This is a genomic window from Geodermatophilus sp. FMUSA9-8, from assembly GCF_037034165.1.
In the GTDB taxonomy this organism is placed as follows: domain Bacteria; phylum Actinomycetota; class Actinomycetes; order Mycobacteriales; family Geodermatophilaceae; genus Geodermatophilus; species Geodermatophilus nigrescens.
Genome location: NZ_JBAGKE010000006.1, coordinates 215,739 through 235,966, shown reverse-complemented (window position 1 = coordinate 235,966; position 20,228 = coordinate 215,739). Strand labels below are relative to the sequence as shown.

Annotated in this window: 20 protein-coding genes and 1 tRNA gene; 14 read left to right on the top strand and 7 right to left on the bottom strand. The window is 77.5% G+C overall.

Going from position 1 to position 20,228, the window contains the following annotated elements:
* Positions 1-54: 54 nt before the first annotated feature.
* The gene (locus WA616_RS14610; protein WP_336030886.1) at positions 55-1,323 is read left to right on the top strand and encodes a CynX/NimT family MFS transporter; all 1,269 of its coding nucleotides are present in this window, start codon (positions 55-57) and stop codon (positions 1,321-1,323) included.
* Here WA616_RS14610 and dcd read toward each other — a convergent pair.
* The gene (gene dcd / locus WA616_RS14605; protein ID WP_073421027.1) at positions 1,298-1,879 is read right to left on the bottom strand and encodes a dCTP deaminase; all 582 of its coding nucleotides are present in this window, start codon (positions 1,877-1,879) and stop codon (positions 1,298-1,300) included. The genes WA616_RS14610 and dcd overlap by 26 nt on opposite strands.
* A 157-nt stretch (positions 1,880-2,036) precedes the next feature.
* Between dcd and WA616_RS14600 the strand changes: the two genes are divergently transcribed.
* The 4 genes from WA616_RS14600 (at position 2,037) to WA616_RS14585 (ending at position 9,281) form a co-directional block, all read left to right on the top strand.
* Positions 2,037-4,808, top strand: coding sequence for a S8 family serine peptidase (locus tag WA616_RS14600; RefSeq protein WP_336030884.1), 2,772 nt, complete (start codon positions 2,037-2,039; stop codon positions 4,806-4,808).
* 114 nt (positions 4,809-4,922) lie between these two features.
* A complete protein-coding gene (locus tag WA616_RS14595) occupies positions 4,923-5,495 on the top strand; it encodes a PAS domain-containing protein (RefSeq protein WP_073421025.1) in 573 nt (190 codons plus the stop codon).
* A 1-nt stretch (position 5,496) separates the two neighbouring features.
* Positions 5,497-6,447, top strand: a complete 951-nt coding sequence (locus WA616_RS14590; protein WP_336030883.1) for a methyl-accepting chemotaxis protein — start codon at positions 5,497-5,499, stop codon at positions 6,445-6,447.
* A 131-nt stretch (positions 6,448-6,578) separates the two neighbouring features.
* Positions 6,579-9,281: an ATP-binding protein gene (locus WA616_RS14585; protein ID WP_336030881.1), complete on the top strand. Its 2,703-nt coding sequence runs from the start codon at positions 6,579-6,581 to the stop codon at positions 9,279-9,281.
* Positions 9,282-9,287: 6 nt separating this feature from the next.
* Here WA616_RS14585 and WA616_RS14580 read toward each other — a convergent pair whose 3' ends face one another.
* Entirely contained in the window at positions 9,288-9,926 is a 639-nt protein-coding gene (locus WA616_RS14580; protein ID WP_336030880.1) for a maleylpyruvate isomerase family mycothiol-dependent enzyme, read from the bottom strand.
* Between the two features lie 123 nt (positions 9,927-10,049).
* On the opposite strand from WA616_RS14580, the gene WA616_RS14575 reads away from it, so the two are divergent.
* Positions 10,050-10,120: transfer RNA gene (locus WA616_RS14575), tRNA-Gly, on the top strand.
* On the opposite strand, the gene WA616_RS14570 is transcribed toward WA616_RS14575, so the two are convergent.
* Complete coding sequence (locus WA616_RS14570; RefSeq protein WP_336030878.1) at positions 10,112-10,585, bottom strand: VOC family protein; 474 nt, start codon at positions 10,583-10,585, stop codon at positions 10,112-10,114. The two genes, WA616_RS14575 and WA616_RS14570, sit on opposite strands and share 9 nt — an antisense overlap.
* Positions 10,586-10,699: 114 nt before the next feature.
* Here WA616_RS14570 and WA616_RS14565 point away from each other — a divergent pair, with 114 nt between their 5' ends.
* The 4 genes from WA616_RS14565 to WA616_RS14550 are packed head-to-tail and all read left to right on the top strand — an operon-like array spanning position 10,700 to position 14,298.
* Complete coding sequence (locus WA616_RS14565) at positions 10,700-11,254, top strand: TOPRIM nucleotidyl transferase/hydrolase domain-containing protein (protein ID WP_336030876.1); 555 nt, start codon at positions 10,700-10,702, stop codon at positions 11,252-11,254.
* Between the two features lie 47 nt (positions 11,255-11,301).
* On the top strand, positions 11,302-12,162 hold the full coding sequence (locus tag WA616_RS14560; RefSeq protein ID WP_336030874.1) for a putative protein N(5)-glutamine methyltransferase: 861 nt from the start codon (positions 11,302-11,304) through the stop codon (positions 12,160-12,162).
* 10 nt (positions 12,163-12,172) lie between these two features.
* Positions 12,173-12,592 carry a hypothetical protein gene (locus tag WA616_RS14555; protein WP_336030872.1) on the top strand — a complete coding sequence of 140 codons (420 nt, stop codon included), beginning with the start codon at positions 12,173-12,175 and terminating at the stop codon, positions 12,590-12,592.
* A 38-nt stretch (positions 12,593-12,630) separates the two neighbouring features.
* Complete coding sequence (locus WA616_RS14550) at positions 12,631-14,298, top strand: GAF domain-containing sensor histidine kinase (RefSeq protein ID WP_336030870.1); 1,668 nt, start codon at positions 12,631-12,633, stop codon at positions 14,296-14,298.
* Between the two features lie 12 nt (positions 14,299-14,310).
* Here the strand turns inward: WA616_RS14550 and WA616_RS14545 are convergent, their stop codons facing one another.
* The 4 genes from WA616_RS14545 to WA616_RS14530 form a co-directional block, all read right to left on the bottom strand.
* Positions 14,311-14,949: a response regulator transcription factor gene (locus WA616_RS14545; protein WP_336030867.1), complete on the bottom strand. Its 639-nt coding sequence runs from the start codon at positions 14,947-14,949 to the stop codon at positions 14,311-14,313.
* 66 nt (positions 14,950-15,015) lie between these two features.
* Positions 15,016-16,044: a type III polyketide synthase gene (locus WA616_RS14540; RefSeq protein ID WP_336030865.1), complete on the bottom strand. Its 1,029-nt coding sequence runs from the start codon at positions 16,042-16,044 to the stop codon at positions 15,016-15,018.
* A gap of 40 nt (positions 16,045-16,084) precedes the next feature.
* Positions 16,085-16,840 carry a methyltransferase domain-containing protein gene (locus tag WA616_RS14535; protein WP_336030864.1) on the bottom strand — a complete coding sequence of 252 codons (756 nt, stop codon included), beginning with the start codon at positions 16,838-16,840 and terminating at the stop codon, positions 16,085-16,087.
* A 7-nt stretch (positions 16,841-16,847) separates the two neighbouring features.
* Positions 16,848-17,189 carry a DUF3140 domain-containing protein gene (locus WA616_RS14530; protein WP_336030862.1) on the bottom strand — a complete coding sequence of 114 codons (342 nt, stop codon included), beginning with the start codon at positions 17,187-17,189 and terminating at the stop codon, positions 16,848-16,850.
* A gap of 90 nt (positions 17,190-17,279) precedes the next feature.
* Here WA616_RS14530 and WA616_RS14525 point away from each other — a divergent pair, with 90 nt between their 5' ends.
* From WA616_RS14525 to WA616_RS14510, 4 genes are all read left to right on the top strand, one after another.
* On the top strand, positions 17,280-17,831 hold the full coding sequence (locus tag WA616_RS14525) for a DUF6328 family protein (protein ID WP_336030860.1): 552 nt from the start codon (positions 17,280-17,282) through the stop codon (positions 17,829-17,831).
* Between the two features lie 28 nt (positions 17,832-17,859).
* A complete protein-coding gene (locus tag WA616_RS14520) occupies positions 17,860-19,068 on the top strand; it encodes a PfkB family carbohydrate kinase (protein WP_336030858.1) in 1,209 nt (402 codons plus the stop codon).
* 126 nt (positions 19,069-19,194) lie between these two features.
* Positions 19,195-19,335 (top strand): hypothetical protein, encoded by a 141-nt coding sequence (locus WA616_RS14515; RefSeq protein ID WP_336030856.1) that lies wholly within the window; start codon positions 19,195-19,197, stop codon positions 19,333-19,335.
* A 175-nt stretch (positions 19,336-19,510) separates the two neighbouring features.
* Complete coding sequence (locus WA616_RS14510; RefSeq protein WP_336030855.1) at positions 19,511-20,149, top strand: TetR/AcrR family transcriptional regulator; 639 nt, start codon at positions 19,511-19,513, stop codon at positions 20,147-20,149.
* Positions 20,150-20,228 lie beyond the last annotated feature (79 nt).

Sequence of the window (20,228 nt, the reverse complement as noted above, 5' to 3'; positions counted from 1 at the left end):
TTGCACGCTGCACCCAGTGGCGGACGCCGACCCGGCGGGGCGCACCATCGACGGGTGACCCGCACCGCCGCCGCTCCCCCGACCACCCCCGGAACCGCCGACCGGCGGCGGGGCCTGGTGCTGGTGGCGACGGCGATCGTGCTGACGGCGGCCAACCTGCGGACGGCGGTCAGCACCGTCGGGCCGGTGCTCGAGGAGATCGAGCGGGGCCTCGGCGTCTCCAGCGCCGCCGCCGGCGTGCTGACGACGCTGCCGGTGCTGTGCTTCGCCGCGATCGGCTTCGCCGGGCCGCCGCTGGCCGCCCGCTTCCGGGACGCGCACGTCCTGGCCGGCGCGCTGCTCACCATGGCTGCCGGGCTGGTGCTGCGGGCCGTCGTCGACTCCTTCCCGCTGTTCCTCGCCGGCACCGTGCTGGCCATGGTCGGCGGGGCGCTGGGCAACGTGCTGCTGCCCGGCCTGGTCAAGCGCTGGTTCCCCGGGCGCACGGGCCTGCTGATCGGCGCCTACAGCGCGAGCATGGCCATCGGCGGCGCCGTCGCCGCGGTGAGCACCGCGCCCATCGCCGCCGCCGTCGGCCCGTCCGGCTGGCGCTGGGCGCTGGGCGTCTGGGCGGTGCTCGCCCTGGTCGCCGCGATGCCGTGGTTCCTCGTCCCGCGGCAGCCCGGCACCGGCCGCGCCGCGCACCGCTCGGTCCGGATGCGCCCGCTGGCGCGCAGTCCGCTCGCCCTCACCATGGCCGCCTTCTTCGGGCTGCAGGCGATGCAGGCCTACGTGGTCATGGGCTGGTCGGCGCAGTACCTGCGCGACTCCGGGCTCAGCGCCGCGACCGCCGGCCTCCTGCTGGGGATCAACTCGATCGTCGTCATCCCGGTGAACGCCGTCGTCCCGTCGCTGACCGTGCGGCAGAGCTGGCAGCGACCGCTGCTGCTGGGCTTCATGGCCTGCTACGCCGTCGGCTGGACGGGGCTGTGGCTGGCCCCCCGCACGCTCCCCTGGCTGTGGATGAGCGTCCTCGCCGTCGGCATGGGCACCTTCAGCATGGTGCTGGCGCTGATCGGCCTGCGCGCCCGCACGCCGGAGACGGTCGCCGCGCTCTCCACGGTCACCCAGGGCTGGGGCTACGTGGTCGCCGGCACCGGCCCGCTGCTCGTGGGCGTGCTGCGCGGCGCGATCGGCGGCTACACCGGCATGTTCGTGCTGGTCGGCGTCGCCACCGTCGGGCTGACCGTCACCGGCTGGCTGGTCACCCGCGACCGCTACGTCGACGACGAGGTGCCCGGCTGGTCGCCCGCGGAGGTCAGCGCCGCGTCTCCGCGCGGGTGAAGTTGCGGAAGGACCGGGACGGCGTCGGGCCGCGCTGGTCCTGGTAGCGGGAGCCGTAGACCGCCGAGCCGTAGGGGTGCTCGGCCGCCGAGGTGAGCCGGAACAGGCACAGCTGGCCGATCTTCATCCCCGGCCACAGCGTGATCGGCAGGTTGGCCACGTTGGAGAGCTCGAGCGTGATGTGGCCGGAGAAGCCCGGGTCGACGAAGCCCGCCGTCGAGTGGGTGAGCAGCCCGAGCCGGCCCAGGGAGCTCTTGCCCTCCAGCCGGGCGGCGAGGTCGTCGGGGATGCTCACCAGCTCGAGCGTGGAGCCCAGCACGAACTCGCCCGGGTGCAGCACGAACGGCTCGTCGCCGTCGGGCTCGACCAGCGTGGTGAGGTCGTCCTGCTGCTGGGCGGGGTCGATGTGGGTGTACCGGGCGTTGTTGAAGACCCGGAAGTAGCGGTCGAGCCGGACGTCGATGCTCGAGGGCTGCACCAGCCCCGCGTCGTGCGGCTCGATGCCGAGACGCCCCTCGGCGATCGCAGCGCGGATGTCGCGGTCGGACAGCAGCATGGCGCGGAGTCTAGGGAGACGGCGCCTCACCCCTCCGGGTTCCTCCCGCGCCCGCCGGCTCCACCCCGCCCGCCGGCACGCCGAGGACCGTCGTGCCGGCCCGTCGGGGCGCCGGCCGCCGGCCGGGCGGGGGACCCGGGCCGGCAGGGAGGCGGACGTGTCCACCCTCAGCAGGCGCACGCAGGCAGCCGTGCTCGTGTCGGCCGTCGTGGTCGGCTACGCGGGCGCGGCGGCGTACACCGCGCTGGCCGCACCGGCGCTGCCGGTCGCCGAGGACTTCGGGCCCGGCGACGGCCTGGACCGCTACGTGGTGACGGCGGACAGCGGCGACGTCGCCGGGCTGCTCGGCGCGCTGGAGGCCCTCGACGGCGTCGAGCACGCGCAGCGGCTCGACGACGGGCGGGCCCTCGTGGCCACCGGAGAGCTGTCCGCCGCCGACCTCGAGGCGGTCGAGGGGGTGGCCGCGGTCGAGCTGTCGCCCCAGGTGCCGGTGCTCGGCACCGTGACCGATCCCTACGGCACGGCGTACGGCTGGAACCTCGAGAACACCGGCTCGAACGTCTACGACCAGGCCGCGGTGCCGGACGCGGACAGCGACGCCTCGGACGGCTGGGACGTCGGGACCGGCGCCGGCACGGTGGTGGCCGTCATCGACACCGGCTTCGACTCCGACCACCCCGACCTGGCCGGCTCGCTGTGGACCAACCCGTCCGAGCGGTGCGGCACGGTGGACACCGACGGCAACGGCAAGGCCGGCGACTGCCACGGCTGGAACTGGTACACGAACTCACCGGACGTCGACAACGGCGCCCAGGGCACCCACGGGGCCAGCGTCGCAGGCGTGGTCGGCGCCCGGGCCGGCAACGGGACCGGCAGCGCCGGGATCGCGCCGGACGTCACGATCATGCCGCTGGTCATCGGCGGCGGGGACAGCGTCGACGCGACGCTCGGAGCCCAGGCGATCCGGTACGCGGCCGACCACGGCGCGGACGTGATCAACGCGTCCTGGGGTGGGCCCTTCGCCGGGACGCCCCTCACCGACCTCCGCGCAGCGATCGCCTACGCCGCGTCCAAGGGGGTGCTGTTCGTCGCGGCCGCGGGCAACGACGCGGCCAACCGCGACACGAACGTCATGTACCCGGCCAGCCTGACGGAGCCGAGCGTCATCACGGTCGGCTCGAGCACCGCGGCCGACACGATGAGCACCTCGTCGGCGTACGGCTCGACGTCCGTGGACCTGTTCGCCCCGGGGAACAAGGTGGCGACCACCTGGAACGACGGTGGCATGCGACTGGTGAGCGGCACCTCGATCGCGGCGCCGCACGTGGCCGCCGCGCTGGCGCTGTACCGGGCCGCGCTGCCCACCGCCTCGATCGCCGAGCTCAAGCAGGCGCTGCTCGAGGACACCGACCCGGTCGCCGCCTTCCGCGGCCGGTCGGTGAGCGGTGGGCGCCTGTCGCTGACCGGCCTGGCCGAGCGGGTGCTCGACTCGGTCGACCACACGTTCACCGGCATGTCCGCCCCGGCCGGCGTGGTCAGCCCGACGGTCGCGGTGAGCGGCACGACGGCGCCCGGGACGTTCAGCGTGACCCTGGGGCTCGGCATGCAGCACGAGGGCGAGGTGTGGGCCGTCGCCGGCGCCGAGATCGGCCTCGACGGCGCGACGGTCACCACCGGCGACGACGGCCGGGCCGTGTTCAGCCTGGGCGCCCGGACCTCCCTCGAGGGCCTGACGCTGCGGCCCTCGGTGTCGCTGGGCGACGGGAGGTACGTGCTCACCGTCCAGCTCACCCGCGACGGTGCCGCGCTCGGTGGCACGCGGGCGGCCCCGCTGCTCGTGGGCACCGCGGCCGAGGCGGGACCCGACCGGCCGGCCGACGGGTCCGGCACGGGCGGCTCGGGCACGGGCGGCTCGGGCACGGGCGGCTCGGGCACCGGCGGCTCCGGCACGGGTGGCTCCGGCACCGGCGGGTCCGGCACCGGCGGGTCCGGCACCGGCGGCTCCGGCACCGGCGGGTCCGGCACCGGCGGGTCCGGCACCGGCGGGTCCGGCACCGGCGGGTCCGGCACCGGCGGCTCCGGCACCGGCGGCTCCGGCACCGGCGGCTCCGGCACCGGCGGCTCCGGCACCGGCGGCTCCGGCACCGGCGGCTCGGGCACCGGCGGCTCGGGCACCGGCGGCTCGGGCACCGGCGGCTCGGGCACCGGCGGCTCGGGCACCGGCGGCTCCGGCACCGGCGGCACCCCGCCGTCGTCCGGCACGGGCACGGTGACCTATCCCGGGGTGGGCGAGTTCCGGATCACCTCGATCACCCCCGTCACCGTCGGGGCGTCGGGCGGGACGCGGGTGCGGGTCAACGGCCAGGCGCTGCCCTCGGGCGCGCGGGTCCGGATCGGCGACTCGGCCGCCGCGACGGTGGTCCGATCGTCGACGACGTCGCTGGTGTTCACGACGCCGGCGCGGGTGGCCGGCCGCTACGACGTCACGGTCTTCGCGCCGGACGGGCGGTCGCAGGTGCTCGAGGACGTCCTCGAGTACGTGGCGGCCCCGGCGGCCGGCGCGACCCCCGCTCCGGACGGAGGCAGCGGTTCTGCCACCCCGCCCCCGGGCGGGTCCGGCACGGCACCCGGCGGCACGGCACCCGGCGGCGGCACCGCACCCGGCGGCGGCACCGCACCCGGCGGCGGCACCGCACCCGGCGGCGGCACCGCACCCGGCGGCGGCACCGCACCGGGCGGCGGCACCGCTCCAGGAGGCGGGACCGCCCCCGGCGGCACCACGCCCGGCGGCAGCTCGGCGGCGCCCGAGACCCGCACCGGCCCGGACGGCCAGCGGCTGGTCCGCTCGGCCCGCCTGGGCGGCATCCCGGCGTCGCTCTGGGCGATGGACTGCTCGGTCTCCTGCCGCGGCCTCGTCGTCGGCAGCTGACCCCTCGGGCCGCCCGGTCCGGGACCAAGGTCCCGGACCGGGCGTTCCGGCTGCACCCGGGACGCCACCTGCCGATATCCGCGGGGAGGACCACCCGACGCAGGAGGAGACCGCGTGCTCGACACCCGCCCCCGGACCGGCCGCAGCGGCCGCACGGCCGTGCGGCCCACCGGTGAGGAGCGCAGCTTCGCCGCCGAGGAGCTGATCGTCTCCAAGACCGACCTGCGCGGCGTCATCACCTACGCCAACGACGTGTTCCTCCGCGTGGGCGCCTACTCCCTCGACGAGGTCATCGGGCAGCCGCACAACCTCATCCGGCACCCCGACATGCCGCGCGCGGTGTTCAAGCTGCTGTGGGACACCCTGGCCGCCCGCCAGGAGCTGTTCGCCTACGTGAACAACCTCGCCGCCGACGGCGCGAACTACTGGGTGCTCGCCCACGTGACGCCGTCCTACGGCCCCGACGGCGCGGTCGTCGGCTACCACTCCAACCGGCGCCGCCCCTCGCGCCGCGCGCTCGACCGCATCCGCCCGCTCTACGAGCGGCTGCTCGCCGAGGAGCGCCGCCACCCCCACGCGCGTGCCGCCGTCGCGGCGTCGTCGGAGCTGCTCGGCCAGGTCGTCGCCGAGCAGGCCGCCTCCTACGAGGACTTCATCTGGACGGTCATCAGCCAGGAGGAGAACTGACGTGGCGCGCTCCCGGAACCGCTCCGACGCCGGCGAGCTGGAGGCCTACCGCGCCTTCGTGCGCCGCCTGACCGAGACGTGCGAGGCCGCCGCCCGCGGCGACCTCGAGGCCCGCGCCGTGCCCGTGGCCGGCTCGGAGGACGTCCCCGAGCTCGTCGCCCTGCAGCACGGCGTCAACCGTGCGCTCGACGTCAGCGACGCCTTCGTCCGCGAGTCCCGCGCCGCGCTGACCTCCGCCGCCGAGGGCCGCTACCACCGCAAGGTGCTGCTCACCGGCCTCAACGGCGCCTACCGACAGGCGGCGACCGACATCAACACCGCCCGCGACGCCATGCGCGAGACCGCCGGGCGGGTCACCGACGCGCAGACCTCGCGGCTGCGCCTGGCCGACGACTTCGAGTCCGTCGTCCTGGCGATGAGCGAGCAGGTGGCGACGGCGGCCACCGAGATGAGCGCCTCGGCCGCCGGGCTGACCACCGCGTCCTCGGCCGCCTCCGGCGCCGTCGGCGACGCCTCGGCCACGCTGACCTCCCTGACCCGCACCTCCGCCGAGATCCGCCAGGTCATCGCGCTCATCGAGTCGGTGGCCGCCCAGACCCGGCTGCTGGCGCTCAACGCCACCATCGAGGCCGCGCGCGCCGGGGAGGCGGGCAAGGGCTTCGCCGTCGTCGCCTCCGAGGTCAAGGACCTCGCCGACCAGACCGCCTCGGCCACCGAGCGGGTGACCACGCAGGTGGAGGCGATCCGCGCCGCGTGCGACGAGGTCACCGCGGTCATCGGCTCGGTCGGCACCACCGTCGGCGAGATGAACGGCCTCGTCGACGGGATCGCCGCGGCCGTCGACGGGTCGGCGTCCCTGGGCACCACCGACACCGACGTCACCGGCCTGTCCCAGATGGCCGAGCGGCTGCGGTCGGAGGCCATCGGCTTCCTCGAGGAGATGCGCCGCTAGGGCTCCACCGTCGCGGCGGCTCCCCAGCGGACGGATGTACCGTGCAGGCAGTCGGTGGCCGGGAACGGCCACCAGGTCTCGACGCCGTCCCGTCCCCACCAGGCCGGCGCTGCTGTGCCGTGGAGGTGTGCGTGGCCCCGGATGCCGCTGCGCGTCCCGGCGCCCAGGACATCCCCTCGGGACCCGACGTCGCCGACGTGTTCGCCGGCGGCAGCGAGAACGGCCGGCTGATGGCGGCCGTCGACTGGGCAGCGACGCCGGTCGGTCCGGTGGGGACGTGGCCGGCGAGCCTGCGCTACGCCATCCGCACCGTGCTGGCCTCGCGGTTCCCGATGATCCTCACCTGGGGACCGGAGTTCACCCAGTTCTACAACGACGGCTACGCCACCCTCATCGGCGCCAAGCACCCCGCCGCCCTCGGCGGCGACCTGCGCGTGACCCAGGCCGAGCACTGGACCTCGCTGCAGGGTCCGATCGAGCAGGCCATGGCCACCCGCGTCCCGACCTGGATCCCGCAGCTGCTCCTGCTCCTCGAGCGGGCCGGGTACCGCGAGGAGACCTACTTCACCGTCTCCCACGCCCCGGCCTTCGGGGACGACGGCGAGGTGGCCGGCATGCACGCCGTCTGCACCGAGGTCACCCGGCAGGTGCTGGCCGAGCGGCGGCAGGTGCTGCTGCAGGAGGTGGCCGGCGCCGGCGGGCGCCGCGAGGACGAGCACGACCTCGCGACACAGGTGTGCGCCGCCCTCGCCACCGGTCCGCTCGACGTCCCGTTCGCCGCCGTCTACCTCACCGACGACGACGGGCGGCTGCAGCGGGCGGCCACCTGCGGGGTCGATGCCGGCCTGCTGCCCGCGACCGCCGGCGGCCTGCCCGACCTCGCGACGGTCCCGGTCGCCGGCCTGGGCGTCACCGGCGGGCCCTTCGCCGAGCCGGTCACCGACGCCGTCACCCTCCCGCTGTCCGGCGGGTCCGGAGGTGAGCCGGTCGGCGCGCTGCTGGTCGGCGTCAGCCCGGCGCGCGCGCTCGACGCGGAGTACCGCTCCTTCCACCAGCTGCTGGCCGGGCAGGTCGCCGGGGCCGTCGTCGACGCCCGCGCCTACGCCGGCGAGCGCGCCCGCGCCGAGGCCCTCGCGGAGCTCGACCGGGCCAAGACCACCTTCTTCGCCAACGTCAGCCACGAGCTGCGCACGCCGCTGACCCTGCTGCTCGCCCCCCTCTCCGACGCGCTCGACGAGGCCGGGGACCAGCTGCCGCCGGCCGCGCACGACCAGCTCGTCCTCGCGCTGCGCAACGGCCAGCGCCTGCAGCGCCTGGTGAACGACCTGCTCGAGTTCGTCAGCATCGAGGCCGGCCGGACAGCGGCGGTGCGGGTGGCCACCGACCTCGCCGCCGACACCGCCGAGCTCGCCGGCGTGCTGCGCGCCGCCGCCGAGCGCGCCGGGCTGACGCTCACCGTCGACTGCCCGCCGCTCCCCCGGCCGGTCGCCGTCGACCCGCGGATGTGGGAGAAGGTCGTCCTCAACCTGGTCGCCAACGCGGTCAAGTACACGTTCGTCGGCGGCATCACCGTGCGGCTGGCCGCCGTGGACGACGGGGTCGAGCTGACCGTCTCCGACACCGGCGTGGGCATCCCCGCCGAGGAGCTGCCGGCGCTGTTCGACCGGTTCCACCGGGTGACCGACTCCCCCGCCCGCAGCCGCGAGGGCACCGGCCTGGGCCTCGCCCTGGTCCGCGAGCTCGTCGACCTGCACGGCGGCACCGTCGGGGTGCGGAGCACTCCCGGCGCCGGCAGCACGTTCACCGTCCGGCTGCCCTGGGGCGAGCCCGACGCCGCGAGCGCGCCGCCGTCGACCCCGGCCGCCGTCCGCGCCGCCGCCCTGACGCCCTGGGACGACGACCCCGGCCGGCGGGCGCGCCCCGGCGCGGCGGAGGAGGGGCTGGGCACCGTCCTGGTCGTCGACGACAACGCCGACATGCGCTCCTACCTCACCCGGCTGCTCGCGCCGTCGTGGACGGTGCGGACCGCCGCCGACGGCGAGGAGGCGCTGCGCGCGGCGCGGGCCGCCCTGCCCGACATCGTGCTGACCGACGTGATGATGCCGGGACTCGACGGGTTCGGCTTGCTCCAGGCGCTGCGGGCCGACCCCGGCACCCGCGACGTCCCGGTGGTGATGCTCACCGCGCGCGCCGGCCAGGAGGCCGCCGTCGAGGGCTTCGACGCCGGCGTCGACGACTACCTGCCCAAGCCGTTCGAGTCCGCCGAGCTGCTCGGCCGGCTGCGGGCCGTCCTCGAGCGCGCGCGGGGACGCCGTGCCGCGCTCCCGCCGCCGCCGCCGGCGCACGCGCACCGGCCGGCTCCCGCGGCCGCCCCGCCGCCCCCGCGGCCCCGCGCCGGCGACGCGGCCGACCTGGCGCCGTCGAGCGCGCCGGCCCCGGCCGTCCCGGCCGACGGCGCCCGGCGGGCCACCTGGCGGTTCCCCTCGGCGGCGGCGTCGATCCCGCCGCTGCGCCGCCGGCTGCGCGGCTTCCTCGCCGACGCCGGGATCGACGAGGACCGCGCCTACGACCTGGTGCTGGCCTCCTGCGAGGCGGCCACCAACGCGATCGAGCACGCCCAGGACCCGCGGGAGCCGGTGGTCGAGGTGCGGGTGTCGGTCGACGACGGCGCCGTGGAGGTCGCGGTGCACGACACCGGCCAGTGGCGGGAGCGCACCTCGAGCATGGACCGCGGCCGCGGCTCGATGCTGATGAGCGCCTTCGCCGAGGTCACCGCGGTGCCCGGCCCGGACGGCACGACCGTCACGATCCGCAGCCCGCGCCCGCGGGACTGAGCGGCGTCACCGTCGGCCGGCGAGCACGGTGGCGCCCGGGCCGGTGAGGTCCGCCAGCCCCGCCCGGCGGCCGGCGGCGACGAGCAGCAGCGAGAGCACCGGCCCCTCGGCCACCGGGCCCGTGCCGTGCCGCAGGCCGGTGTCGGTGGCCACCAGGGTCACGCCCGCGACCCGCTGCCGGCCGCCGCCCACGGCCTGGCCGCTGCGCACGTGTGCCAGCAGCGCCCGCGCCACGGCGTCGCGGGGCGGGTCGGAGGGGATGCCGAGCGGGCGCCGCACGTCCTCCCCGTGCACGAACGCCTCCACCAGCCGGGTGTCCCGCGGGGCGGGCGGGCCGGTCCGGCGACCGGCGACGGCGCGGAAGGCGGCCAGCGTCTCCTCCGGACGGGCGGCCCGCGCGGCGCGCAGCTCGGCCTCGTTGGCGGCGTCGAAGTCGAACCGGGCGGCCGCCATGCCGGCCAGGAACCGCAGCGGCGTCGTCCGCGCGCTGCCGAGCAGGTGCGCGAGCACGTCGTGCACGTCCCAGCCCGCGCACAGCGACGGCGTGGCCCACTGCGCGGGCGTCAGCCCGGTGAGGTCGTCGGCCAGCACCCGGCGCTCGGCGGCGACGACGGGCCAGACGTCCTGCGGCGCGGTCCTCGGCACGGTCGGTGCTCCCGTCGGTCGGCGGCGGGCGGCCGGCTGACCCTCCCGGGGGACAGACCGGCGCCGGCCGCGGGACTCATCGCCGGGCGCCTTGCTACGCTGACGACCGGCCTCCGGGCCACCGCGGGTGTAGTTCAATGGCAGAACATCAGCTTCCCAAGCTGACAGTGCGAGTTCGATTCTCGTCACCCGCTCTCCGAGTCCCCGAGCGGCTCCCCTCGGCGGAGCTCCTCCGCCAGTCCGACGACGATCCCCTGCGGGCCGCGGACGTAGCACAGCCGGTACAGGTCCTCGTACCGCACGATCTCCCCGACGAGCTCGGCCCCGTGCGCGCGCAGGCGGGCGACGGTCTCCTCGACGTCGTCGACGGCGAACATGACCCGCCGGATGCCCAGCGTGTTGGCGGGCGCGTCCACCGGTCCGGAGCGGACCGCCGCCGGCGTCCGGAACGACGCCAGCTCGATGCGGCCCGGACCGCCGGGCACCCGCAGCAGCGCGACCTCCTGTCGGACGTCGTCGAGGCCGATCACCCGCTCCACCCACCGCCCCTCGGCCGGTCCCCTGCCCTCGAGCTCCATGCCGAGCTCGACGAGGAACGCGATGACCGCGTCCAGGTCCTCGACGACGACGAGCACGTTGTCCATCCGCCTGAGCGCCACGTGGTCCTCCTGTCCGTCGCGCGGCCCCGTCGGCCGCTCCGTCCAGGGGACGGCGCCGCCCGGCCGGTCTCGACATCCTGGGCGCCCGGCGCGCCGTCTGGGACAGTCCCGCGGGTGACCGCGCCCGATCCCCTCCCCCGGGCCGTGGTGCTGGTCGAGGGGGCCAGCGACCGGGAGGCCGTGCTCGCCGCCGCCCGCGCCCTGGGGCGTGACCTCGCCGCCGAGGGCGTCCGGGTCGTCGCGCTGGGCGGCGCCGGGGGCGTGGCCCGGCAGGTGGCGGAGCTGACCGCCGCCGGTCTCGGCGACCGCCTGCGCGGCCTCTACGACGTCGGCGAGGAGGGGTTCTTCCGGCGGGCGCTGGGTGCCGCCGACGCCGGCGACCTCGCGGCGCGGGGCTTCTTCGCCTGCGTGGCCGACCTGGAGGAGGAGCTGGTGCGCGCGGCGGGGGTGGCCGGCGTCGAGGCGGTGGTGACCGCCCAGCGGGAGACCCGCGCGCTGGCGACCTTCCGCTCGCAGCCGGCCCAGCGCGGCCGTGACCCGGAGGCCCAGCTGCGCCGGTGGCTCGGCACCACCAGCGGGCGCAAGGCCCGCTACGCGCGGGCCCTCGTCGAGCACCTGGACCCCGGCGCCCTCCCGCAGCCGCTGCGCCGCCTCCTCGCGGCGACCTGACCCGGCGCACGGGGCGTCCCGGCCCGCCGCCCTGGCAGCCTGGCCCCGTGCACCTCTCCCCCGCCGGCACCGCGGCGCTCGTCGCCCGGTTGCGCGCGGCCGGCTGCGTCTTCGCCGAGGACGAGGCCCGCCTGCTCGCCGAGGCCGCGGCGACGCCCGGCGAGCTGGACGCGCTCGCCGCCCGCCGGGCAGCCGGGGAGCCGCTGGAACACCTGCTGGGCGCGGTCGAGTTCTGCGGCCTGCGGATCGCCGTCGGCCCGGGGGTGTTCGTGCCGCGGCAGCGCACCGCGGCCCTCGTCGCCCGGGCCGCCGGTGCGGCCCGCGCCGCCCGGGCGCGGACCGGCCGGCCGCCGGTCGCCGTCGACCTGTGCTGCGGCTGCGGCGCCGTCGGCCGGGCGCTGGCCGAGACCGTCGACCTCGGTGAGCTGCACGCGGCCGACGTCGACCCGGCGGCCCTGCCCTGGGCGCGGCGCAACCTCGACCCCGTCGGCGGGACGGTGCACGAGGGCGACCTCTACGCCGCGCTGCCCGGCCGGCTGCGCGGGCGGGTCGACGTCCTGGTCGCCAACGCGCCCTACGTGCCCACCGGCGCGCTCGCCCTCCTGCCGCCCGAGGCGCGGCTGCACGAGCCGGCCGGCGCGCTCGACGGCGGCGACGACGGCCTCGACGTGCACCGGCGCATCGCCGCGGGCGCGCCGGGCTGGCTGGCGCCGGGCGGGGTGCTGCTCGCCGAGGTGGGCGAGCAGCAGGCGCCCGTCCTGGTCGCCGTCCTGACCCGGGCGGGACTGCGGCCCGTCGCCTGGCCGCCCGAGGAGGACGGGACGACCGTGGTGACCGGGACCCGAACGGGCGGTCCGGTTCCGGATACCGGGTCCTTGGTCCCTGTGCGGCAGGACGGACGCGGGTGAGGATCCGGTCATGGCCGCCGATCCGCACCTCGAGCCGATCCGGCTGCTGCCCCTGCCGTCCCGCCGGCCCGTCCCGTCGTTCCTGGTCGACGTCGACGGCACCGCCGCCGCCGACCACGCGCTGACCTGGGCGCTGCGCGAGGCCGCCCGCCGGGAGGGCACCGTGCTCGCGGTCGCCGCCGTCGACGCCCCCGGGGAGGCCGGCCGCGCCGCCGCCCTGGCGCGGGCCGACGCCGCGGTGGTGCGCGCGGTCGCCGAGACCGGCGTCGCCGGCCGGGTGCGCACCGTCGTCGCCGAGCGGGCGCTGCTCGACGCGCTGGGCACCGCCGGCCGCGGCGGCGACCTCGTCCTCGTGAACGGCACCGGCCGCGCCCTGCTGCGCCCGGTCGCGCCGCGCTTCCCCGGCCGGCGCCCGGGCTCCGGCGCGTGAACCCGACGACTCCCCCTGCGTCCTCCTCGGGACGGGCCATGACCCCGCCCACCCCCGCGGACCGGCCGGACCGCACCGCCGCCGCTCCCGAGCCCGGCCTCACCGCCGGCGTGCGCGCCGCCGCGGCCGGCGAGCACCTGGAGGCCACCCTCCGCGAGATCGTCGAGGCGGCGGTGGCCCACGCCGACGCCACCTACGGCGCGATGGGCGTGCTGACCCCCGACGGCCGCGAGCTGGACCGCTTCGTCATCGTCGGCATGGACGACACCGTCCGGGCCGGCATCGGCCGCCCGCCGGCCGGCGCGGGGATCCTCGGCCTGCTGGTCGAGCGCCCGGAGCCGCTGCGGCTCGCCGCCCTCGGCGCGCACCCCGCCTCGGTCGGCTTCCCGCCCGGCCACCCGCCGATGGCGTCGTTCCTCGGCGTCCCGGTGTGCGTCCGCGAGCAGGTGTTCGGCCACCTCTACCTCACCGAGAAGCGCGACGGCGGCGAGTTCACCGCGGCCGACGAGGAGGCGGTGCAGGCGCTGGCCGCGGCCGCGGGCCTCGCGATCGGCAACGCCCGGCTGGCGGAGGCCGCCGAGCAGCGCCGGGCCTGGACGCAGGCCGCCGTCGAGGTCTCGACCGCGCTGCTGTCGGGCGCGGAGCCGGTGGTGGCCCTCGAGTCGATCGTGCAGCAGGTGGTCGCGCTCACCGGCGCCGACGGCGCGTCCGTGCTCGTCGCGCGGGAGGGCGACCCCGACGCGCTCACCATCCTCGCCTCGGCCGGCCGGTACGCCGGCGAGCTGGAGGGCGTCCGGATCCCCGTCGAGGACACCCACGTCGGCCGGGTGCACCGCAGCGGCGTCGGGGAACTCGTCGAGGACATGAGCGCCGACCCGGTGCGGGGACGGCACGCCGAGGTCGCCGTCGAGCTGACCCGCGGCGCGCGCTCGGGCGTGGTCGTCCCGCTCGGCCGGTCGCTGGGGACGCTGGTGTGCGTGCGGGGCGAGGACCGCGAGCCCTTCGGCGCCGACGTGCTCGACGCCCTGACCTCCTTCGCGACCCAGGTGACGGTCGCCCTCGAGCTCGCCCGCAGCCAGCGCCGCGAGCGCGAGCTGCAGGTGCAGGCCGACCGCGACCGCATCGCCCGCGACCTGCACGACCACGTCGTCCAGCGCATCTACGCCACCGCGCTGTCGCTGGACCGGATCGCCCGCTCGCTGGAGGAGGCCGACCCCTACGCGGCCCGCCGCGTCGAGCGCAGCGTCGACGAACTCGACGAGACGATCACGCAGATCCGCTCGGCCATCTTCGAGCTGCACGACCCCGCCGACGCCCCCGACCACCTCGGCCTCCGGCTGACCGACGTCGTCACCCGGGTCACCGAGAACAGCGGCCTGGACTGCCGCGTGGACGTGACCGGCGACGTCGACGGCCTGACCGGCGCGCTGGCCCACGACCTGCTGGCGGTGGTCCGCGAGCTGGTGACCAACGCCGTCCGGCACGCCCGGGCCTCGCGACTGACGGTCACGGTGGACGCCGGGCCGCCCGGCGGGGCCGACGTCACGGTCGTGGTGGCCGACGACGGCCGCGGCCTGCCCGCGGTACCCCTGCGCAGCGGCCTGGACAACCTCACCGACCGGGCGCAGCGGCGCGGCGGGCGGCTGGCGGTGCGCAGCGGACCCGGCGGGACCGAGGTGACCTGGACGGTGCCGCGCCCCGCGTGAGGGCACGGGCGGTCAGCGGCCGGGACGGGGTCCGCGCAGCTCGGTGGCGAGGATGGCCGCCTGGGTGCGCCGCTCGAGGCCGAGCTTGGCCAGCAGGTGGCTCGTGTAGTTCTTCACCGTCTTCTCGGCCAACCCCATCCGGGCGCCGATCTGCCGGTTCGTCAGCCCCTCCCCGATGAGCGCGAGCACCGTGCGCTCCTGCTCCGTCAGCCCGGCCAGGCGGCGGTCCGTCCCCGCCCGCTGCGGCTGCCCGGTGCCGGCGAGCGTCCCGCCGGCCGCCACGGTGCGCACGGCCGAGACCAGGTCCGCGCCGCGCACCTGCTTGACCAGGTAGCCGGCGGCCCCGGCGGCGAGGGCGGCGGCCACCGCCTCGTCCTCGGCGAAGCTCGACAGCACCAGGAACCGGCAGCCGGGCAGCCGGTCCCGCAGGCCCCGGACCACCTCGGCGCCGTCGCCGTCGGGCAGCCGCATGTCCACGACCGCGACGTCGGGCCGCACCGCGGGACCGCGCGCCAGGGCCTCCGCCACGGTGCCGGCCTCGCCGACGACCACCAGCCCGGGGTCGTCCTCGAGGACCTCCGCCACGCCACGGCGGACCACCTCGTGGTCGTCGACGAGGAAGACGCGGACCGGACGCTGCGGGGCTGCCACGACGACCCTCCCTCCGACCGTGACTGCGGTCACAGAGGGTAGTGCCTGGGATGGCTGTCCTGCGCGTCAGGCGGGGAGCAGTAGCGCTGCGTACAGGGTCAACCCCGGGCCGAAGGCCATGGCGACCACCGGGCCGTCGACGTCGGCCAGCTCCTGCAGCACCAGGAGCACGGTCGCCGACGAGCAGTTGCCGTGCTCGGCGAGCACCCGCCGGGACGCACCGATCTGCTCCTCGGCCAGGCCGAGCTCGTCGCGGACCACGTCGAGGATCCGCGGGCCGCCGGGGTGCACCGCCCAGCCGGCGACGTCCTCGACGCGCAGCCCGGCGCCGTCCAGCAGCTCGGCCACCACGTCGCCGACGTGCCGGGCGAGCACGTCGGGCACCCGCGGCGAGAGCCCCATGCGGAACCCCAGGTCGGTGACGTCCCAGGTCATGTGGTCGGCGGTCGAGGGGTCGGTGCGGGCGACGACACCGGCCAGCCGGCGGCCGCGGCCCGCGCCCGGCTCGACCACGACGGCCGCCGCGGCGTCGGAGAACAGCGCGTGCGCCACCACCTGCTCGAGGTCCCGCACGGCCGGCTGCACGTGCAGGCTGGTCAGCTCGCAGCACAGCAGCACCGCGGGCCGGGACCGGGCGGTGACGAAGTCGCCCACCGCCGCCAGCCCCGGGATGGCGGCGTAGCAGCCCATGTGCCCCACCAGCAGCCGCTGCAGGCCCGCCGGCATGCCGAGGTCGCTGGCCAGCCGGATGTCCAGCCCCGGGGTGGCGTACCCGGTGCAGGTGGCCACGGCGAACAGGCCGACGTCGCCGGGCGCGAGGCCCGCGGAGTCCAGCGCCGTCGCCACGGCCTGCTTGCCCAGCGGCAGCGCCTCCTGGACGTAGCGCGCCATGCGCGCGCCGGTGCCCCACCCGCTGAGGTCCTCGTCGACGGGGTTGGCCACCGCGTGGCGGCGGCGCACCCCGGCGCTCGACCAGATCCGCCTGGCCGCCCGGACGCCCTCGTAGTGGCGGGCGAAGAAGCCCTCCCAGGCGGCGTCCTGGTCGAGGGTGGCCGGCAGGGCGGCGCCCGCGCCGGTCAGCACGGCGGCGCTCACCCGCGCGGCCCCCGGGGGAACGGGCTGGTCGGGGAGGCGGTCACCCCTCGACCGTACGTGCGGGCGGGGCGCCGCGCCGCCCGGGCGCCTCCCGCTTGCGGCCGTAGCCGGCGAACAGCACGGCGGTGGTGCGCAGCGGCCGCATCCGGACGACGGCGCGGCGCCCGAGCCGCCAGGCGACGACGTCGCGCACCGAGGGCCGCAGGCCGACCAGCCGCAGGTCCAGGCCGAGCCGGTCGGCGGCCGCGAGCAGCCGGCGCCGGTCGACGAACAGCGCCGGGTCGTGGATGCCCGGCGGCGGCCCGCCGGGCAGGCGCTCGGCGATCCGGACGGCGACCACCTCCGCCAGCCGGGTCGCGGCGATCGCGTCGACGACGAGCGTGCCGCCGGGGCGCAGCAGCCGCGCCGCCTCGGCGAGCACCGCCTCGTGGTCGGCGACGTGCTCGAGGATCTCCCCGGCGACGACGACGTCGGCGCACCCGTCGCGCAGCGGCACCGCGAGCACCGACCCGCGCACCGCGAGGACGCCGTGCGCCGCGGCGACCCGGAGCCCCGCGGCGCCGAGGTCGACGCCGACGTGCCGGTAGCCCAGGCGCGCGGCGTGCGGCGCCATCAGCCCGCCGCCGCAGGCGAGGTCGACCAGCAGCGCGTCCGGGCCGGCCGCCGGCGGGACGTGCCCGGCGCGCGAGGCGGCCAGCCAGTGCAGCATCGCGAACCCGCCGGCGGCCTCCCACCACTGGTCGGCCAGCCCGTCGTACTGGGCGAGGTCGTTGCGCCGCGGGTCGCCGATGCGCACCCGCCGGCTACTTCTTCAGGGGGTCGTGGCCCCAGTTCATCAGCGAGTACCGCCACTTCGAGGACTCGACGTCCTCCTTCTTCGGCTCCTGCGCCATGTGCCGCTGCACGTAGCCGTGGACCTTCTTCATGGCGGCGTAGTCGTCGTCGTCGAGGTCGCCCTTCTTCTTGCCCAGCAGCTCGATGATGCGCCGGCCCATCTCGTGCCCGGTCGACTCGCCGGACCCGCCGCTCTTCTGGCCGACCTCCTGCGACTCGTCGGTGTCCAGCCACTTCCCCAGCTCCGAGGCGCTCATGTTGACCGCCTCGTCGAAGTCCTTCCGGATGGCGTCCCGGTCGTCGTCGGCCACGGTTCCTCCTCGGTCGCGTCCCCCGCCGGTACCTCGCTCCCGACCTCGGGAAACGGGTGCGGCGCGCGGCGGCCGGGTAGGGCACCCCGCGTGAGCGTCGACGGGACGGGGCAGCGGTACGCGCCGTCGGCCGCGCGCAGCGCCCAGGAGCGCGGGGAGACCCTCGACCAGCTGCTCGACCGGAACCTCGCCGAGCTGCTGCAGGAGCTCCGGGTGGCCATCACCGGCGTCCAGGTGCTGTTCGCCTTCCTCCTCGGCCTGGCCTTCACCGCGCGCTTCCGCGAGCTCGACGACGTCCAGCTGACCGTCTACACCGTCACCCTGCTGGCCACCGCGCTCGCGACCGTGGTGCTCATCGCGCCGGTGTCGTTCCACCGGCTGGTCTTCCGCCGCCGCCGCAAGGCCGCGCTGATCCGCGTCGCCGACCGGATGCTGCTGGCCGGGCTGGCGCTGCTGGTGCTGGCCATCAGCTCCGGGGTGCTGCTCATCCTCGACGTCGTCCTCGGGCGCTGGGCGGGCGTGCTCGGCGGCGGCGCGGTGCTCCTCGTCGGGCTGGTCACCTGGTACGCGCTGCCCCTGGCCGCCCGCCGGCACGAGGCCACCCCCTCCCCCGACTCCGACGCGGGGCCGCCCGCAGGATGAGGGCCCCGCCCGCACCCGGAGGTCGCCCGTGTCCGTCACCGTCGTCGGCAGCCTGAACGAGGACGTGCTGGTCGCCGTCGACCGGCTGCCCGGGCGCGGCGAGACCGTCGTCGGCCGCGACGCCGCGCTCGCCCCGGGCGGCAAGGGCGCCAACCAGGCGGCGGCCGCCGGCCGGCTCTCCGGCGCGGGGGTCGCCATGGTCGGGCGCGTGGGCGAGGACCCCGCGGGCGGGCGCCAGGTGGCCGCGCTGCGGGAGGCGGGCGTGGACACCGCGGGGGTGCTCGCGACGCCGGGGACGCCGACCGGCTCGGCCACCATCCCCGTGGAGGACGGCAGCGGGGAGAACCTCATCGTGGTCGTGCCGGGCGCCAACGCCGCCCTCACCCCGGCCGACGTCGACGTGCCGGCCGTGCGCGGCGCCGACGTCGTCCTGCTTCAGCTCGAGGTGCCGCTCGAGGCGGTGCGGGCCGCCGCGGACGCCGCGTCCGGCACGGTGGTGCTCACCCCGGCGCCGCCGCGGCCGCTGCCGGAGGAGCTGCTGCGGCGGGTGGACGTGCTGGTGCCCAACGAGCACGAGCTCGTGCAGCTGGCCGGCGCCGGCCCGGCCGGGCGCACGCCCGCCGAGCTGGCGGAGCTGGCCCGCGGCCTCGGCGTCACCGCCACCGTGGTCACCCTCGGCGCGCGCGGCGCGCTGGTCGTGCCGGCGGACGGCCCGGCGCTGCTGCAGGCGCCGCCGCCGGTGCGCGCCGTGGACACCACCGGCGCCGGCGACTGCTTCACCGGCGCCCTCGGCGCCGCCCTCGCCCGGGGCGACGACCTGCCCGGCGCCGTGCGCGAGGCGGTGGCCGCGGCGGCGCTGTCGACGACGGGCCCCGGCGCGCGCGGGGGCCTGCCCGACGCCGCCGCGGTGCGCGCGCTGCTGCCGCGGGTGCCGGGGGCGCAGGAGGTCGAGGCGAGTGAGGACGAGGCGCGCGAGGACGAGGCGCGCGAGGACGAGGCGCGCGAGGACGACGGGGGTTCGGCGGCGGGCCGGGCTGGGCAAGGCCCCCTCGACCACCAGGACGGACCCGAGGAGGACGCCGTGACCGAGCCCGAACGGCCGCCACGCTCGCCGGAGCGCGCGGAGGGCGACCCCGCCGGCGAGCAGCCCGACGACGACGGCCGCACGCCCCGCGCCGAGGACCCCGCGGAGGGGCAGCCGATGGGCGACGGCCCCGCCGACACGCCTGGCAGCTGACGCCGGACGGACCCGTCCGGTCCCCGGGCCGGGCGGGTCCCGGGTGACGTGGATCACCTCACCCGCTGGGGTCCGCGCAGCTCAGGGCCTGTTTCCGGGTCCGGCGGCTCGGGCAGGCTGGGTCTCATGGAGGACACCCAGCACGAGGACCGGACGGTGCACGAGACCCCCGGCGAGCCCACCGGAGAGCCCGCGACGACGGCGCAGGCCGCCGCCGAGCGCGTCGTACGGCTGCTCGCCAACCCCCGCCGGACCCGCCGCGCCTGACCCGCGCGGCACCCCCGGCCACTCCGGTCCCGGAACCGGGTCGTCACAGCGGTCCCACCCGGCACCGGCGTCCCGACCTGCGCGTTCGCCTCTCGGGACCCCAGTGGGATCACCCGTGCCGGGGGTCCGGCGTGCCGCGAACTGATCCGTCACGGGAGGCGGCAGAGTCGCCGTCGTGACCGCCGCCCTCTCCCTCGCCGACGCCGACAGCCCGGCCCCGGTCCGCCGCAGCCGCGCGGAGCGGGAGGCCATCGTCCTGGACACCGCCGAGCGCCTGTTCGCCGCCCGCAGCTCCCGCAGCGTGGGCATGGACGAGCTCGTCCGCGAGACCGGTCTGGGCAAGATGACCGTCTACCGGCTGTTCAAGAGCAAGGACGAGCTCGTCGGCGCGTACCTCGCCCGCAAGGCCGCCACGGTGCTCGGCCACATCGACGAGCTGCTCTACCTCGCGCCGGACCCCCGCGCCGCGCTGCTCGCCGTCGTCGACTCCGTCCAGGCCGACGTCACCCGCGCCGGGTTCCGCGGCTGCCCCTTCACGAACGTGAGCAGCGAGTACGACGACCCGCAGCACCCCGCCCGCAGCGCGGCCGCCGACTACAAGTTCGAGCTGCACGCGCGGCTGGAGCGGCTGGCCGAGGAGGTGGCCCCCGGCGTCGGCGAGGACCTGGCCGCGCAGGTCCACCTGATCGTCGACGGCATGTACCTCTCCGGCGGCCTGCTCGGCCCCGACGGCCCGGCCTCCCACGGCCGCGACCTCGCCGAGCGGCTGATCGACATCGCCACCGCCCGCTCCGCGGCCGGCGACGCCGCCTGACGCGCGTCGGGCCGGGGCCCTGCGGCCCCCCTCCCCCGCGGCGACTGCCCGGCGAGCGCACCCCGCTCGCCGGGCAGAC

Coding starts and splice junctions, on each gene's coding strand:
- dcd (WP_073421027.1), bottom strand. CDS start 1,879: ATGCTGCTGTCCGACCGCGACATCCGCGCTGCGATCGCCGAGGGGCGT.
- WA616_RS14555 (WP_336030872.1), top strand. CDS start 12,173: ATGGCCGCCGATCCGCACCTCGAGCCGATCCGGCTGCTGCCCCTGCCG.
- WA616_RS14550 (WP_336030870.1), top strand. CDS start 12,631: ATGACCCCGCCCACCCCCGCGGACCGGCCGGACCGCACCGCCGCCGCT.
- WA616_RS14515 (WP_336030856.1), top strand. CDS start 19,195: ATGGAGGACACCCAGCACGAGGACCGGACGGTGCACGAGACCCCCGGC.